We start from the raw sequence: 16,426 nt of genomic DNA, 5'->3' as shown, positions 1-16,426 counted from the left end.
TTGTCGTTAGAACAGCATATGCCCGAAGCCCTCAAGGTCAGTAGAACCTTCGCTTTTCTGCTTGTCGACAAATTCCCGATGTTCAGCCTTGCCGCTGCCATCGATACGATGCGCACGGCCAACCGGATGGCGGAAGAGCCCTTCTACGGCTGGACCACCGTGTCCGCCACCGGTGCCCCGGTGACCGCATCCAACGGTCTGCAGATCAATGTGCAATATTCGCTGGCGGAGCTTCCCGCCGCCGATATTTTCTTCATCTGCGCCGGGCTGACCACCGAATTTGAAGAAAAGCCCAAGGTCATTGCGGCGCTGCGCAATCTTGGACGGCGCGGCGCGGCGCTGGGCGGACTCAACATCGGCAGTTACATCCTTGCCGAAGCGGGGCAACTGGAAGGGCATCGCTGCACGATTCATTGGGAAAACCGCGCCGGTTTTCAGGAGCGTTTTCCGCAGATCGAATGCACCGGCAATGTTTTCGAGATCGACCGCAAGCGCTATACCTGCGCGGGCGGGACCACGTCGATCGATCTGATGCTGGAGATCATCCGGCAGGATTTCGATCCCGGCCTTGCCAATGAAGTGGCCAACCAGTTCCACCATGAGCGCATCCGTTCGCAGACCGATCGCCAGCGCATCGGGCCGGAGCGGGACCTGACGGGAAAATCCGAGAAGCTGCGCAGGATCGTCGAGCTGATGGCCGACAATCTTGAACAGCCGAAATCGGCGGTGCGGCTGGCCAAGGCTGTTGGCCTGTCCGTCCGCCAGGTGGAGCGCTTGTTTCTGCGCCATCTCAACATGACGCCGGGGCGCTATTACATGAGCCTGCGGCTGGAGCGGGCGCGCGAGCTATTGCGGCAGACGCATTCGCCCATCCTCGATGTGGCGCTGGCAACGGGCTTCACGTCCCATTCCTATTTTGCCCAGAGCTACCGGGCGCAGTTCGGGCGCTCACCCTCCGATGAGCGCCGCACCACCTATTGATCAGCCGAAAACCGAAGCGCCTTCGTCGGCGCGGCCCACCACGTTGCGGAAGGCGGCGAACAGTTCGCGGCCCATGCCATAGCTGTTGTGGCTGAGGTCGACGACCGGTTCGGGACGGGCGGCGAGAACCTCGGGGTCTTCCAGCACGTCGAGCGTTCCGATCTCTGCGTCGAGACGTATCATGTCGCCGTCGCGGATCTTGCCGATGATGCCGCCGCTCAAGGCTTCCGGCGTCACGTGGATCGCCGCGGGCACTTTGCCCGAAGCACCCGACATGCGCCCGTCGGTCACCAGCGCCACCATGTGGCCGCGATCCTGCAGGACGCCGAGCGGCGGCGTGAGCTTGTGCAGTTCCGGCATGCCATTGGCCTTTGGACCCTGGAAACGGACCACGGCGACAAAGTCGCGGTCGAGCTTTCCGGCCTTGAAAGCGTCCTGCAGCGCCGCCTGGCTGTCGAACACGATGGCAGGCGCCTCGATGATGCGCCGCTCCGGCTTGACCGCCGATGTCTTGATGACGGCAGTGCCGAGATTGCCCTTCAGCATCTTCAGGCCGCCGGTTGCCTGGAACGGCTCCTTGACCGTGGACAGGACTTTCTTGTCGGCGCTTTCGCTTGGAATGGGATTGCGCTGCACGGTGCCGTTTTCACCGAGTTTGACCTCGATCGTATAGGCGCGCAGGCCTTCGCCCCAGACAGTTTTCACGTCCTCGTGCAGAAGGCCGGCATCCAGCAGTTCGCGGATGATGTAGCCCATGCCGCCCGCCGCGTGGAAATGGTTCACATCGGCAAGGCCATTCGGATAGACGCGGGCGAGCAGCGGCACCACGTCGGAAAGGTCGGAAATATCCTGCCAGGTCAGCTTGATGCCCGCCGCCGCCGCCATGGCGACGAGGTGCATGGTGTGGTTGGTCGAACCGCCTGTCGCGTGCAGCCCGATGACGCCGTTAACGATGGTTTTTTCGTCGATCATTTCCCCGACCGGTGTGTATTCGTTGCCAAGCGCCGTGATGGCAAGCGCGCGCTTGGCGGCCTCGCGTGTCAGGGCTTCGCGCAAGGGCGTGCCCGGATTGATGAAGGACGAGCCGGGCGTATGCAGCCCCATGATTTCCATGAGCATCTGGTTGGAATTGGCCGTGCCGTAGAAGGTGCAGGTTCCCGGTCCGTGGTAGGATTTGGACTCCGACTCCAACAGCTTGTCACGGCCGACCTTGCCTTCCGCATAGAGCTGGCGGGTTTTTGCCTTCTCGTCATTGGGAAGGCCGGTGGTCATCGGACCGGCCGGGATGAACACCGCGGGCAGGTGGCCGAATGTCAGCGCGCCGATGACGAGGCCCGGCACGATCTTGTCGCAGACGCCGAGATAGACAGCCGCATCGAACATGTCGTGCGACAGGCCAACAGCTGTCGCCATGGCAATGACATCGCGGGAAAACAGCGAAAGGTCCATGCCCGGCTGTCCCTGGGTCACGCCATCGCACATGGCGGGTACGCCGCCTGCAACCTGCGCCACGCCGCCCGCTTCGTGCACCGCCGCCTTGATCAGCTGCGGATAGGTTTCGAATGGCTGGTGCGCCGACAGCATGTCGTTGTAGGAGGTGATGATACCGATATTCGGCAGGACATCGCCAGCCAGCGCCGCCTTGTCGGACGGTCCGCAGGCGGCAAATCCATGGGCAAGATTGGCGCAGGCGAGAGCCGAGCGTTTCGGCTTGTGGGAGGCAGCCTCGCGCAAACGGTCGAGATAGACATCGCGGGTCGGGATCGACCTCTCACGGATGCGGTTGGTAATGCTTTTGACCCTTTGCAGGACGGTCATTGGTTTTCTCCTTATGGAGCCCAGAAAATCTCAAGATTGATGGGTGTGTGACGCAGGACAGCGCGAATGGGCATGTCAGCGGTTGCCCCGTCACCAAGCGCCGTGTCGAGAACGGCCTTTTTGCCGTCGCCTTCGATGTGCAGCACCACCAGGCGGGAATGGACGATCACCGGCAGGGTGAGTGTCAGGCGCGGCTCACCGGCACCTTCCGCCTGCATCGGCAGGACGAGCGCCGGCTGCGTCATCGAAATCGCGTCGGCAAGACGGTCGCCGCCGGGGAAGAACGAGGCCGTGTGACCGTCACCGCCCATGCCGAGGATGGTCACGTCGAACGGCTGGCCCAAGGCAGCAATGGCGGTCGTCGCCAATTGAACGGCTTCTTCCGTGTCCGCAGAGGCATGATAAAGGCCGACGAAATTGGCCTTCGCCGCCGCATTCTGCAGAAGCAGCTCCGTTACCAGTTTCTGGTTGGAGCGGTCATTGGATGGCGGCACGAAACGTTCATCCACCAGGGTGATGGTGATCTTGCTCCAGGGAAGGTCCTTGACGGACAGCGCCTTGAAAAAGCGGGCAGGGGTGGTTCCGCCCGATACGGCCAGAACCGCCTTGCCGCGTGCATCGCATGCGGCCTGCAGCTCTGCTGCAACACGGGTCGCCAGTGCTTCCGCAAGAGCGTTCCCGTCGGCAAAACTGTTCAGTGTCTGCTGCATGATCATGTCTCGTGCCAGGTGCGTCCGTCGCGTTCAATCAACGCGATGGCCGCGGATGGTCCCCATGTACCGGCGGTATAACCTGCTGCGGACTGGTCATTGTCGGTCCAGGCTTTGAGGATCGGGTCGATCCAGCGCCATGCGGCCACAACTTCGTCACGGCGCATAAACAGGGTCTGGTTGCCGCGCACCACATCCATCAGCAGGCGTTCATAGGCGTCGGGGCTGCGCACCTGGAACGATTCCGCAAAGCTCATGTCGAGCGGAACGTGGCGCAGGCGCATGCCGCCCGGACCCGGGTCCTTGATCATCATCCACTGCTTCACGCCTTCGTCGGGCTGCAACCGGATGACCAGCTGATTGGCAACCACGCGGCCTGCACTTTCGCCAAAGATCGAATGCGGAATGGGCTTGAACGAAACGACGATCTCCGACGCCCGCGTCGCCAGCCGTTTGCCGGTGCGTAGATAGAACGGAACCCCGGCCCAGCGCCAGTTGGCGATCTCAGCCTTGATGGCGACGAAGGTTTCCGTATTGCTCGTCGAACCCAGTTCTTCCTGATAGCCCTTGACGGGGCCGCCGGCGGACGCACCGGCACGGTACTGGCCGCGCACGGTCAGCTCTTCGGCATTCTTGCCATCGATGCGGGCCAGCGAGCGCAGGACTTTCAGCTTTTCGTCGCGCACCGCGTCGGCATCCATGGATGCGGGCGGCTCCATCGCAACAAGGCAGAGAAGCTGCAGCATGTGGTTCTGCACCATGTCGCGCAGCGCCCCGGCCGTGTCATAGTAACCGGCGCGGCCTTCGAGGCCGACCGCTTCCGCGACCGTGATCTGCACGTGGTCGATATGCGCCGAGTTCCACAGCGGCTCATAGAGCGCATTGGCAAAGCGCAGCGCCATCAGGTTCTGCACCGTTTCCTTGCCGAGATAGTGATCGATGCGGAAAATCTGCTGTTCGTTGAAAACGCTGCCGATCGTATCGTTGAGCGCAATGGCGGACTGAAGGTCGCGGCCGATCGGCTTCTCGACAATGATACGGGTCTGATCGGTGATCAGCTCATATTTCTTCAAGCGGCTGGCGATGTCGCCGAACAGGCTTGGGCTCACCGCAAGGTAAAACGCCCTGATCTTTTTGGTGGCATCGCCAATCGCGCTTTTGAGATCGTCCCAGCCATTGTCCGACGTCGCATCGACGGCAACATAGGACAGGCGCTGCAGGAACTGTTCTACCTGCTTCTTGTCGATCTCTTCCGGTTTGACATGTTCCTTGATCGCGGCTTCCGCAAACTTGCGGTAGTCGGCGTCGGACATCGCCGAACGCGATGCGCCAATGATGCGGGTGGGCTCCGTCAACTGGCCGTCCCGCTGGCGTTGATAGAGCGCTGGGATCAGTTTGCGCTCGGCAAGATCGCCGCTGCCGCCGAAGACGATGCAGTCAAAAGGTTCAACCGGGATAATCTGGCTTGTCATAAGATGAAGTCTCGCTATGCCAAAAATAGGTGTTCCGCTGATGCAGGCCTATATAATCTAATCGATTTAAAAAGGCCAGCGCCGATCCGTCTTCTGCGTCAAAATGCATTCCCAAGACGGTTCAATTCCAATACCATCGGCGCAAAGCAGGAACCCGTCATGGATCAGAATCTCTCTCGAATTGTCGCACAGGATAAGAATTTCCTGAATATCATTAATGGCCGGCGGGTCGCCGCACTCTCGCAGGAAACGATCACTGTTTTGTGTCCGTCCGATGGTTTGCCCTTTGCCACCATTCCGGCGGGCAATGCCGATGATGTGGATCGTGCGGTGCGGGCGGCGCGGGAAGCCTTCGAACGCGGCCCCTGGAGCCGGATGCCGGCCTTCGAGCGCGGCCGCCTGCTGACGCGGCTCGGCCAGCTTGTCGAGGAGCATGGCGACGAACTTGCGGCGCTCGAATCGCGCGATACCGGCAAGCCGGTCCGTCAGGGCAAGGCGGATGTCGCTGCGACCATGCGCTACTATGAATTCTATGGCGGCGCCGCCGACAAGATCCATGGCGATACCATTCCCTTTCTCGACGGGTTCACGGCGCTGACACTGCGCGAACCGCATGGCGTGGTTGCCGGTATCATCCCATGGAACTATCCGATGCAGATCATGGCGCGCGTGGTCGGCGCAGCGCTGGCGATGGGCAATACGCTGGTCATCAAACCGGCCGAGGATGCCTCGCTGTCCACCATCCGCATCGGTGAACTGGCCATTGAGGCAGGATTTCCCGATGGCGTTCTCAATGTCATCACCGGCTATGGCCGTGATGCAGGTGCGGCACTGTCATCGCATCCGGGCATCGATTACGTCACCTTCACCGGCTCGCCTGTCACCGGGACCGCGATCCAGCAGGCGGCGGCCGCGAACAATCGCGGCGTCACCATGGAGCTCGGCGGCAAGTCGCCGCAAATCCTGTTTGCCGATGCGGATGTGGAAAAGGCCCTGCCGGTTCTGGTCAACGCCATCATCCAGAACGGCGGCCAGACCTGCTCGGCGGGCAGCCGCATCCTGATCGAGCGGCCGATCTACAACGATGTCGCGGCAGCGTTGGGTGAACGGTTCAGCAAGCTTGTCGCCGCACCGCACGACATGGACCTTGATCTCGGTCCGATGGTGAACCCGGCGCAGAAGCGCAAGGTCGAGAATTTCATCACCTCCGCCGCCGAGTCCGGAATAGAGGTTGTTGCCCGCGGTTCCATTCATGTGGATGCGCCGCTGGAGGGCTATTACGTCGCCCCCGTGCTTTTCGGCGCTGTCGATCCCGCTTCGGTGCTGGCGCAGGAAGAAGTGTTCGGGCCGGTATTGTCGCTCTTTGCATTCGATGACGAGGCGGATGCCATCAGGCTTGCTAACGGCACGGAATACGGGCTTGTCGCGGGTATCTGGACCCGGGATGGTGCGCGCCAGCACCGTGTCGCCAAGAAAGTGCGTGCCGGACAGGTTTTCGTCAACGCCTATGGTGCTGGCGGCGGTGTCGAATTGCCGTTTGGCGGTTTCAAGAAATCCGGCCATGGACGCGAAAAGGGCTTTGAAGCGCTTTTCGACATGTCCGCAACCAAAACGGTCGTGTTCCGCCACGACTGACCGGGCGAACACCCGGAACAATCCCATTCAAGATCAATAGCATGAGGAAATGACATGACCCGTTTGGCAGGCAAGACAGCGATCATCACCGGCGCGGCAGCCGGATTCGGCGAGGGGATGGCGAAGCGCTTTGCCGAAGCGGGGGCCAACGTCGTCGTCGCTGATCTCAATCACAAGGGCGCGGAAGCCGTTGCCGATGCCATCGGCAAGAATGCCATTGCTGTCCAGGCCGATGTGTCGCGCAAGGAAGATGTGGATGCCATGGTTGCGTCCGCCATGGACACGTTCGGCCGCGTGGATATCATGATCAACAATGCCGGGTTCACACATCGCAACGGCTCCATGCTCGAGGTGGATGAAAGCACGTTCGACCTGATCTCGGCTGTCAACATGAAGGCGATCTACTACGCAACGCTTGCCGTGGTGCCGATCATGGAAATGCAGGGCGGCGGCTCCATCATCACCACGGCATCGACGGCTGGCCTGCGCCCGCGTCCCGGCCTGACTTGGTACAATGCGTCCAAGGGCTGGGCGATCACCGCGACGAAATCCATGGCGGTTGAACTGGCACCGAAAAACATCCGGGTCAATTGCCTCTGTCCCGTGGCGGGCGATACCGGCATGCTCAGCCTGTTCATGGGCGAGGACACCCCGGAAAAGCGCGCGCAGTTCAAGGCTTCGATCCCGCTCGGCCGCCTGTCGACACCGCTCGATATTGCCAACGCGGCGCTTTGGCTCGCTTCCAGCGAGGCCGAGTTCATCACGGGCGTGGCGCTGGAAGTGGATGGCGGGCGCTGCATTTGACGGGATCAACTGATTTTGTCTTGAATCACGGCCGCATTGGCCTACATCCGGTGTGTCGTCCAATTTCCCCAATGGCTGCATCCGGCTGATCGTGGTCCGATCAGCGGCGCGGCTCATCCCTCAAGGACATGATCATGACATCAAAACCCGTCTGGTTCATCACTGGCTGTTCAACCGGTTTTGGCCGCGAACTGGCGCGCCACACGCTTGAACTGGGTTATCCCACCGTCATCACCGCGCGCAATCCTGCACAGATCGAAGATCTGGCGCGGGGCAATGAGGACAAGGCCCTTGTGCTCAAACTCGACGTGACCAATGCGGACGATATCGCCGCCGCCGTCAAGGCGGCGGAAGCGCGTTTCGGCCGTATCGATGTGCTCGTCAACAATGCCGGCATCGGCTATTTCGGTTCGCTTGAAGAGAGCGACATCGATGAAGTGCGCCAGATGTTCGAAATCAACGTCTGGGGTCTCGTCAATATGACCCGGGCCGTCCTGCCCGTCATGCGCAAGCAGCGGTCGGGGACTGTCGTCAATATTTCATCGATTGGCGGCCTTGTGGCCAATTCGGCCGTGAGCTTCTACAACGCCACCAAATTCGGCGTCGAAGCGATTTCGGAAGCCCTGTCCAAGGAAGTGGCGCATCTTGGGATCAAGGTTCTGATCGTGGAGCCCAGTGGCTTCCGCACGGACTGGGCCGGACGCTCGGCCAACGAAGCGCCGACGACCATCGAGGATTATCGCGAGACCTCCGATCAGCGCATGCAGCAGATCAGGACATCCAGCGGCAATCAGCCGGGCGATCCGGTGCGGGCGGTCAAGGCGATCGTCCAGGCCGTGGAAGCGGAAAAGCCGCCGCTGCGCCTGTTGCTTGGCAAGTTTGCGCTCGCCGGAGCCCGCAACAAGATTGCAGAGCTGCAGCGGGATTTCGATGCCTGGGCCGAGGTAACCGAAGGCGCCGATGCGCCGAAGGGATCCTGATCAAACAAAATGGCCGGCATTGCCGGCCATTTTCGCATCGATAAGTCCCGTTCCTAGATCAGCTGGCGCAGGATCACGAACAGGGTAAAGGACAGGGCAATCGACACCGGCAGTGTCAGCACCCAGGCCATCAGCAGATTGCGCACCGTCGACATCTGCAGGCCCGAGCCGTTTGCCACCATCGATCCCGCCACACCCGACGAAAGAATGTGGGTCGTGCTGACCGGCAGGCCCAGCGTGTCGGCGGTGAAGATCGTGCCCATGGCAACCAGTTCGGCCGAAGCGCCCTGTCCATAGGTGAGGTGAGTCTTGCCGATCTTTTCACCGACGGTCACGACGATCCGCCGCCAGCCCACCATCGTGCCGAGACCAAGGGCCAGCGCCACGGCAACCTTCACCCAGGTCGGGATGAACTTTGTCGCATTGTCGATGGCCTGGTGATAGGTCTTGATGGTGGCAAGGTCCGCCGGTTGCATCGGCAGCAGCTTGGCCTTGTCGATCAGCTTCAACGCTTCGCCGGTCAGATACATGTTGTTGCGGGTGTTGCTGACCATGCCGACCGGAACCGTCGATGCGGAACCGTAGGGCGATATGCTGGCATTGGTCTGGTCGATGAACTGGCGCAATGCGACGGTGGTTTCATCGCTCCATGTCTTGTTGCGCACCGCATTGCTGACCACCGCATTGGCATCGGTGACGGTGATGCCGGGCTTTTCATAGGAGCGCAAGGTGGTTGCGGCTGCGGTCGCGGCGGACTTGTAGGCTTCCAGATAATTGATATCCGGGGTGCGGTTGAGCGCGAAGGATGTCGGTACGACACCGATCAGGATCAGCATGATCAGCCCCATACCCTTCTGGCCGTCATTGGAGCCATGGGCGAAGCTGACACCCGTGCAGGTGAAAATCAGCAGGCCGCGGATCCACAAAGGCGGCGGGGTCTGGCCTTTCGGCGCTTCATAGAGAGCCTTGTTTTTGATCAGCAGCCGCATCGCCAGCAGCAGCAGGGCGGCCATGCCGAAGCCGACGAGCGGCGAAATGAGCAGCGACATGCCAACTTCCGTCGCCTTCGACCAGTCGACGCCGCTGGTCGCCGTGCCGGTCGGCGCCAGGAATTGATTGGCGAGACCCACGCCGACGATCGAACCGATCAGCGTATGCGAACTGGAGGCAGGCAGCCCCAGATACCAGGTGCCGAGGTTCCACAGAATGGCGGCGGTCAGCAGCGAGAATACCATGGCAAGACCGGCGCTCGAGCCGACCTGCATGATCAGTTCGACCGGCAGAAGCGAGATGATGCCGAAGGCAACGGCACCGCTTGCGGTCATGACCCCGAGAAAATTGAAAATTCCGGACCAGATCACGGCGATCTCGGCGGGCAGGGAATTCGTGTAGATCACCGTTGCAACCGCGTTGGCGGTATCGTGAAAACCATTGACGAATTCAAAGCCCAGCGCCGTGACAAGTGCAAGCCCTAGGAGAATCCACGGCACGGCGACCGAGCTGGTCAGATCCTGGGTGAGTGAATATCCGACATAAAAAAGGCCGCCAATCAGGATGGCGACCACCGCATAATTAGGCCAGTTGCCTAAATTGCTTGGTTTGTCGAGCGGGTGTTCGTCTTTTAGCAGACGTGCGTCAGTCGCATTGCTTAGCGTCATCAGAAAATCCCCAGTATTTCATTCAAACACCGGGGAACGCTAAGACCGGCGCATGAACTCTTGATGACAATACATCATAGCTTGCGCGACGAGACTTGAGCGTCTAACGCTTCAGGCAGATAAAATTATGGAAACGCCATGCACAAGGTCGTCATAAGCGGTACCGGTGTCTTTACGCCGGAACTCTCCATCAGCAATGCCGAACTCGTTGAAGCATTCAACAGCTATGCCACGCGGCAGAACGAAATCCATGCCGATGAGATCGCGGCGGGCACGCGCGCACCGATGACGATGTCGGCGGAAGATTTCATCGTCCGCGCATCGGGGATCGAGCGGCGCTACGTGCTCGACAAGTCGGGGATTCTCGATCCGGCGGTCATGCATCCCGTCCTGCCGGAGCGCAGTGACGATGAATTGTCCGTCATGGCCGAAATGGCGGTCAAGGCGGCAACTGCTGCGCTGGCCAAGGCCGGCCGTACCGCTGGCGACGTGGACGCCGTGATCTGCGCCGCGTCCAATCACGAGCGCCCCTATCCGGCGATTGCCATCGAGGTGCAGGAAGCGCTGGGGATACAGGGCTTCGGCTTCGACATGAACGTTGCCTGTTCGTCGGCGACATTCGGCATCCAGGCGGCGGCCGACATGATCCGTTCCGGGTCGGCCCGTGCCATTCTCATGGTCAATCCGGAGATTTGCTCCGCCCATCTCGAATGGCGCGACCGCGACTGCCATTTCATTTTCGGCGATGTCTGCACCGCGGTGCTTCTGGAGCGCGACGACCTTGCAACGGCACCGGACAGGTTCGAAATCATCTCGACCCGCTGCCTGACCCAGTTCTCCAACAATATCCGCAACAATAATGGTTTCCTGCGCCGCACGCGCGAGGGCCACATGACCGATCGCCGCGACATGCTGTTCCGCCAGGAAGGCCGCAAGGTGTTCAAGCAGGTCGTGCCGATTGTTTCCGACCTGATCCTTACCCACCTTGCCGACGAGAATGTCGCACCGGCGCATCTGTCGAGGCTCTGGCTGCATCAGGCCAACAAGGGCATGAACGATCTGATCGGGTCGAAGGTGCTGGGGCGTGAACCGGAAGCGGGAGAACAGCCGAACATCCTGCAGGACTACGCCAATACGTCCTCTGCAGGGTCGATCATTGCATTCTCCAAATATTCCGATGATCTGGCGCCGGGCAGCCTGGGCGTCATCTGTTCCTTTGGCGCGGGCTATTCCGTCGGCAGCGTGATCGTGAAGAAGGTGTAGCTTGGCGCTCCCGGAGCCTGTCACCACGGCGAAGACGTCCCGGCCCGATCCATCGGGATTTCAGTCAGGTGATTTTGTGTGGCCGAAGAAGCCGGGCGTTATCGTTCCCTATTCCGCGTCCTACGCGCCTGAGATGCGGCAGATTCCAACTGATTTTTACGACAGGCAAAAGTTCGAAGCCGAGAAGAGCGCTTATCTGGAGCGTGCAGCAAAATCCGATCCGGATTTCGCCGCATCGCAAGAAGACCGGATCAATCGGCTGAGCTTTGAAGCATTTGCCCGACAATATCACGGGTCGCACACCCTGAACGCGGCGTCATTGGGGACGGGATCGATCGTCTACGTTGGACATGTGGCTATCCTTGAAATTTGCGATGGCGCGCCGTTTGTGATTGAGGCAGTCTCGGGCCAAGGCGTGATCAGGCATTCCTATGAAGACTGGCTTGCTTCCCGCCCCGGAGAAGATGTCTGGCTTGGCCGGGTTGAGGATTTGCCGCAGGAACAGCGCTCGGAAATACCAGCCGAAGCAAAAAAATATCTTGGCCGTCCCTATGAATTCTTCAATCTGGATTTGAACGACGATTCCGGTTTCTATTGTTCGAAACTCGTTTGGCTGGCCATTTTCCGCAGTCTGCAATTTGCCATCGATGACGATCCGCAGAGCGAGAGATTTTTCTGGTTCTCTCCAAAGCAGTTGATGAATGCCGGGCGAGTCCAGCTTCTCTACAATCCTGGAAGCTATCTGGACAATTGAGACTTGTTTGAAAGCGAAGGTCGCTCGGCGGTCCTGATTTCAGACAGGTGAACAAGGGCCGCTGCCGCTTTGCCCGCAGCCTCGACATAGCTGGCGTCGCGATGGACGAGCATGATGGAAAAAGCTCCGTCCATCAGCAGAACGATCTGCCGGGTGAGGGCTTGCGGCTCTTCCACGCCGGCTGTTGCCAGAACATCCGCCAGCCACGCCTCGAATTTCTTCTTGTGCGCGGAACCGATCTTGATGGCGGGATGGCCGGGCATGTTGGCCAGTTCGGCGGCTGTCCGCAGGAAACCGCAGCCTTTCCATTTTTTGTGCCGCGCGGCCTTGGCCAGATGGGTGAAGATCGCTTCGACCTTGTCCGCAATCGCGCCGTCCGCCGCGTTGAACCATTTCGCAAACAGCGCAAGATTGGGCTGGTCACGCGACTGGAGATAGGCGGCAACCAGATCGTCCTTGCTCTTGAAATGATAGTACAGCGTCCGCTTTGTCAGCTCCGCCGCTTCCGCAACGGCATCCACGCTGACCGCACGGATACCCTGCGCATAGAACAGGCGGCTGGCGGCATCGAGAATGCGGTCGCGGGTCGGATCAGATGTCCTTGGCATAGTGATAAAGTATACTAACCAGTGAATATACACAATGCGCATGGGGCATTACATCTTCGGCCTTGATCCCTTCCGTGAAAGGCAAAGCCGATGTCCGATCCCGTGCTCTTCGAAATCAAAGACAATATCGCGTTCCTGACCCTGAACCGGCCGGAAAAGCTCAATGCCCTGAACTATGCAACCAATGATCTGCTGCTGCAGCTTCTCGACCGCATCGAGGATGATCCTGATATTCGCGCCGTCATTCTGACGGGCGCAGGCGACCGGGCGTTTTCAGCAGGCGGAGACATTCATGAATTCTCGCAGAGCATAAGCGAGGGCGTTGATATCGCCGTCAGGGCGTTCGTGCGGCGGGGGCAGGCGATGACCGCACGGATGGAGGCGTTTCGCAAGCCGGTCATTGCTGCCGTCAATGGCATTGCCTTCGGCGGCGGTTGCGAAATCACCGAGGCGGTGCATCTGGCCGTTGCAAGCGAGCGGGCCGTGTTTGCCAAGCCCGAAATCAATATCGGCATCCCGCCGACCTTTGGCGGCACCCAGCGCCTGCCGCGCCTTGCCGGACGCAAGCGCGCGCTGGAACTGCTGTTGACCGGCGATACTTTTTCAGCGGCGCGAGCCCTCGAACTCGGCCTCGTCAACAGGGTGGTTCCCCACGAAGACCTGCTTCCCGCAGCGATCGAGCTTGCCGGCCGTATTCTGCGCCATTCCCCGGTGGTGGCTGCGGGCATCATCACTGCGGTCACACGCGGGTTGAACATGCCTATCAGCGAGGGGCTGCAGATGGAAAGTGAACAGTTTGCCCGTGTCGCGCCGTCGCACGATACACGGGAAGGGTTGAATGCCTGGATCGGGCGGCGGGTGCCCGCATACCGGGGAAACTAGCCGGGGTTCAGATCCGGTCCATCAGGGCATACCAGCTGAGTGCCAGAAACAGCAAGGGCGCGCGGAAGGTGCGCCCGCCCGGAAATGCCGGTACTTTCAGCTCTTCCAGTAGTTTCAGGCGGTCGCGATTGCCGGCGACGGTTTCGGCATACAGCTTGCCGACATAGTTCGACAGCATCACGCCATGACCGGAATAGCCGCCCGCCGAAATGACATTGGGCATGACTTCGCGCACGAAGGGCTGCCGGGGCAGGGTGATGCCGACGGAGCCGCCCCAGGCCTGCGTGATTTCCACCTCGGCGAGTGCCGGATAAATCTCGGCGATCTGCCGGCGGATATGGGTGCTGATATCAAGCGGATTGTCTGCGGTGTAGGCTTCCCGTCCGCCGAACAGCAGCCGCCCATCCTTGGAACGGCGGAAATAGCGCACGACAAAGCGGGAGTCATCGACGCTTTCGCCGCCGGGCAGGACCGGACTGTCCTGGCCAAGCGGCACCGTAGCGCCGATGAACGAGCGGATCGGCATGACATGCGAAGCACTGACCGGTTCAAGGTTGCCGCCATAGGCATTGACCGCGATCAGGCATTTGGCGGCCGTCACATCGCCTTTGGCCGTTGCCACGGTCACGCGCCCGTTCTGCGAGGTGATGCCGGTAACTTTGGTATTCTCGTAAAGATGGGCCCCGGCCCGCGCTGCTGCCCGTGCTGTGCCGACCACAAGTTTCATCGGCTGGATATGACCGGTGCCCGCATCGTAGACACCGCCGAGATAGCGCGTGGAACCGAGGCGTTCCGCTGTCTCCGCCGCATCCATGTAGTGAATATGCGGATAGCCGAAGCGCGTTGCCATCAGTTCGGCATGGGCGCGGTAATCTTTCAGATAGCGCTTCTTGTGCACAACGGACATTTGCCCCGGCACGAATTCGATGTCGATCTTGTGCGTGTCGGCGAACTGCAGAAGGTGCGCCTTCGCCTCTTCGGCAAGGTCGAACAGCGCCTTGGCGCGGGTAAAGCCGTATTGTCCTTCCAGCTCCTCCGCCCAGGCGCGCTGTCCGGTGCCGAGCTGACCGCCATTGCGGCCCGAGGCGCCGTCACCGAAACGGCAGGCTTCCAAGAGGACGACGTCGACGCCCGCCGAGGCGAGGTGAACGGCGGCGGAAAGGCCGGTAAAACCGCCGCCCACGATGACGACGTCGGCGGTGCGCGAACCGTCCAGCGCCGGATATTCGGTGCGATCCGCAATGGTCGACTCATACCAGGAGACGCCGGGGGAAATCGGTGACTGATAGGGCATGTTCTACTGATCAGACGTTGAGGAGCAGATATTCGCGCTCCCACGGACTGATAACCTCCATGAAAGTCTCGAACTCCGCGCGCTTGATGGCGGCGTAGGTGATGGCAAAGGACTGTCCCAGCATGGCGGTCAGGTCCTTGTCCTGCTCGAACAATATGGTCGCCTCGATCAGCCCGCGCGGCAGCTCGATCAGGTTGTCATTGACCGTGGTCGACGCAGGCGCATCCGGCTCGATCCTGTTGTTCATGCCGAGCAGGCCGCAGGCGAGTGACGCCGCCAGGGCGAGATAGGGATTGGCGTCCGACGACGGAATGCGGTTTTCCACACGCCGGGCATTGGGGTCCGAACGCGGCACGCGGAAGGCCGTCGTGCGGTTGTCATAGCCCCATTTGACATTGACCGGCGCAGACGCGGCCGGTGTCAGCCGCCGGTATGAATTCACGTAAGGTGCGAACATGACCAGAGAGGCTGGGACGTGCTTCTGCATGCCGCCGATAAAGTGGCGGAAGGCCTCGCTTTCACTGCCATCGGGATTGGAAAACACGTTGCGACCGGTCTTCTTGTCGACAATCGACTGGTGGATATGCATGGCCGATCCGGGCTGGCCCTGGATGGGCTTGGCCATGAAGGTCGCATACATGTCGTGCTTCAGTGCCGCCTCGCGGATGGTGCGCTTGAACAGGAATACCTGGTCCGCAAGCTCGACGGGGTCGCCGTGGCGCAGGTTGATTTCCAGCTGTGCCGCGCCTTCTTCGTGGATCAGCGTGTCGATCTCCAGACCCTGACCCTCGGAGAAATGATAGATATCGTCGATCAGTTCGTCGAATTCGTTGACGCCGGCGATGGAATAGCCCTGGCCGCCGCCAATCGCCCGGCCGGACCGGCCGACGGGCGGGGTCAGCGGATAATCGGGATCGGGGTTCTTCTTGACGAGATAGAACTCGATTTCGGGCGCGACGACGGGCTTCAGGCCCTTCTTGTTATAGGCGGCAACAACGCGCTTGAGCACGTTGCGCGGGGTGAATTCCACCGCAGCGCCGTCCTTGTTCACGAGGTCGCAAATGACCTGCGCGGTGGGATCGCTCTCCCAGGGCACGACGGAAAGGGTCGACAAATCCGGCATCAGTTTGAGGTCGCCGTCGTCTTCCGGATAGGAGAAGCCATAGCCGTCTTCGGGATAGTCGCCGGAGATCGTTGCCATGAACACCGCGGAAGGCAGCGCCAAGGATGTATTGGAGGTGAATTTCTTCGACGGCATCATCTTGCCGCGGGCAACGCCCGCCTGATCCGGGGTGATGCATTCGATGTCTTCGATATCCCGCCAGGCCAGCCACTCGGAAGCTTCACGCCAGTTTTTTACGCCGCGCGTGGCTTTGACATAGGCGGGCGTGCGCCGCCGCGTTGAGGTCCGTGCGGGTTTCTTCTCAGGGGTTTCAGAAGGCATCAATCACCAGAATTTATTGCGGTTTTTGGATGATAGATCAAAACTCATCCCGATGGGAAGGCGGGCGGGAGAAAATTGTGGTCGTGTTTTTTGCCGTCAAAAACCAAAACCGCCCGCAATTGC

General features: G+C 60.5%; 14 protein-coding genes. 7 read left to right on the top strand and 7 right to left on the bottom strand.

Annotation, left to right across the window (positions count from 1 at the left end):
• The first annotated feature begins 18 nt into the window (after positions 1–18).
• Positions 19–981 (top strand): GlxA family transcriptional regulator, encoded by a 963-nt coding sequence (locus ACTJJ7_RS22085; protein ID WP_440968830.1) that lies wholly within the window; start codon positions 19–21, stop codon positions 979–981.
• Here ACTJJ7_RS22085 and edd read toward each other — a convergent pair whose 3' ends face one another.
• From edd to zwf, 3 genes are read right to left on the bottom strand one after another with little or no spacing between them, the layout of a single operon-like run.
• Positions 982–2,799 (bottom strand): phosphogluconate dehydratase, encoded by a 1,818-nt coding sequence (gene edd, locus ACTJJ7_RS22080; protein ID WP_130268704.1) that lies wholly within the window; start codon positions 2,797–2,799, stop codon positions 982–984.
• 11 nt (positions 2,800–2,810) lie between these two features.
• Positions 2,811–3,509 (bottom strand): 6-phosphogluconolactonase, encoded by a 699-nt coding sequence (pgl, locus tag ACTJJ7_RS22075; protein ID WP_440968829.1) that lies wholly within the window; start codon positions 3,507–3,509, stop codon positions 2,811–2,813.
• A 2-nt stretch (positions 3,510–3,511) separates the two neighbouring features.
• Positions 3,512–4,981, bottom strand: coding sequence for a glucose-6-phosphate dehydrogenase (zwf, locus tag ACTJJ7_RS22070; RefSeq protein ID WP_105736374.1), 1,470 nt, complete (start codon positions 4,979–4,981; stop codon positions 3,512–3,514).
• A gap of 159 nt (positions 4,982–5,140) precedes the next feature.
• Between zwf and ACTJJ7_RS22065 the strand changes: the two genes are divergently transcribed.
• From ACTJJ7_RS22065 to ACTJJ7_RS22055, 3 genes are all read left to right on the top strand, one after another.
• Positions 5,141–6,616, top strand: a complete 1,476-nt coding sequence (locus ACTJJ7_RS22065; RefSeq protein WP_440968828.1) for an aldehyde dehydrogenase family protein — start codon at positions 5,141–5,143, stop codon at positions 6,614–6,616.
• Between the two features lie 54 nt (positions 6,617–6,670).
• On the top strand, positions 6,671–7,420 hold the full coding sequence (locus tag ACTJJ7_RS22060) for an SDR family oxidoreductase (protein WP_105736370.1): 750 nt from the start codon (positions 6,671–6,673) through the stop codon (positions 7,418–7,420).
• Between the two features lie 134 nt (positions 7,421–7,554).
• Positions 7,555–8,400 (top strand): oxidoreductase, encoded by an 846-nt coding sequence (locus tag ACTJJ7_RS22055; RefSeq protein WP_105736748.1) that lies wholly within the window; start codon positions 7,555–7,557, stop codon positions 8,398–8,400.
• 53 nt (positions 8,401–8,453) lie between these two features.
• Here ACTJJ7_RS22055 and ACTJJ7_RS22050 read toward each other — a convergent pair whose 3' ends face one another.
• Positions 8,454–10,058 (bottom strand): inorganic phosphate transporter, encoded by a 1,605-nt coding sequence (locus tag ACTJJ7_RS22050; RefSeq protein ID WP_105736368.1) that lies wholly within the window; start codon positions 10,056–10,058, stop codon positions 8,454–8,456.
• A 138-nt stretch (positions 10,059–10,196) separates the two neighbouring features.
• Here ACTJJ7_RS22050 and ACTJJ7_RS22045 point away from each other — a divergent pair, with 138 nt between their 5' ends.
• Both ACTJJ7_RS22045 and ACTJJ7_RS22040 read left to right on the top strand, forming a co-directional pair.
• Positions 10,197–11,321 carry a beta-ketoacyl-ACP synthase III gene (locus tag ACTJJ7_RS22045; RefSeq protein WP_440968827.1) on the top strand — a complete coding sequence of 375 codons (1,125 nt, stop codon included), beginning with the start codon at positions 10,197–10,199 and terminating at the stop codon, positions 11,319–11,321.
• A gap of 1 nt (position 11,322) precedes the next feature.
• Positions 11,323–12,075: a YiiX/YebB-like N1pC/P60 family cysteine hydrolase gene (locus tag ACTJJ7_RS22040; protein WP_440968826.1), complete on the top strand. Its 753-nt coding sequence runs from the start codon at positions 11,323–11,325 to the stop codon at positions 12,073–12,075.
• On the opposite strand, the gene ACTJJ7_RS22035 is transcribed toward ACTJJ7_RS22040, so the two are convergent.
• Positions 12,060–12,683, bottom strand: a complete 624-nt coding sequence (locus tag ACTJJ7_RS22035; protein ID WP_440968825.1) for a TetR/AcrR family transcriptional regulator — start codon at positions 12,681–12,683, stop codon at positions 12,060–12,062. The two genes, ACTJJ7_RS22040 and ACTJJ7_RS22035, sit on opposite strands and share 16 nt — an antisense overlap.
• Positions 12,684–12,773: 90 nt before the next feature.
• On the opposite strand from ACTJJ7_RS22035, the gene ACTJJ7_RS22030 reads away from it, so the two are divergent.
• A complete protein-coding gene (locus ACTJJ7_RS22030; RefSeq protein WP_440968824.1) occupies positions 12,774–13,565 on the top strand; it encodes a crotonase/enoyl-CoA hydratase family protein in 792 nt (263 codons plus the stop codon).
• Positions 13,566–13,572: 7 nt separating this feature from the next.
• Here ACTJJ7_RS22030 and ACTJJ7_RS22025 read toward each other — a convergent pair whose 3' ends face one another.
• Positions 13,573–14,859, bottom strand: a complete 1,287-nt coding sequence (locus tag ACTJJ7_RS22025) for an NAD(P)/FAD-dependent oxidoreductase (protein WP_440968823.1) — start codon at positions 14,857–14,859, stop codon at positions 13,573–13,575.
• Between the two features lie 10 nt (positions 14,860–14,869).
• The gene (locus ACTJJ7_RS22020) at positions 14,870–16,303 is read right to left on the bottom strand and encodes a glutamine synthetase family protein (RefSeq protein ID WP_105736357.1); all 1,434 of its coding nucleotides are present in this window, start codon (positions 16,301–16,303) and stop codon (positions 14,870–14,872) included.
• Positions 16,304–16,426 lie beyond the last annotated feature (123 nt).

Origin of the sequence: Phyllobacterium sp. 22229, from assembly GCF_052056495.1 — a bacterium.
In the GTDB taxonomy this organism is placed as follows: Bacteria; Pseudomonadota; Alphaproteobacteria; order Rhizobiales; family Rhizobiaceae; genus Phyllobacterium; species Phyllobacterium myrsinacearum.
Note: the sequence above shows the minus strand (reverse complement) of the source record. Positions and strands in the feature narration are given on the sequence as shown.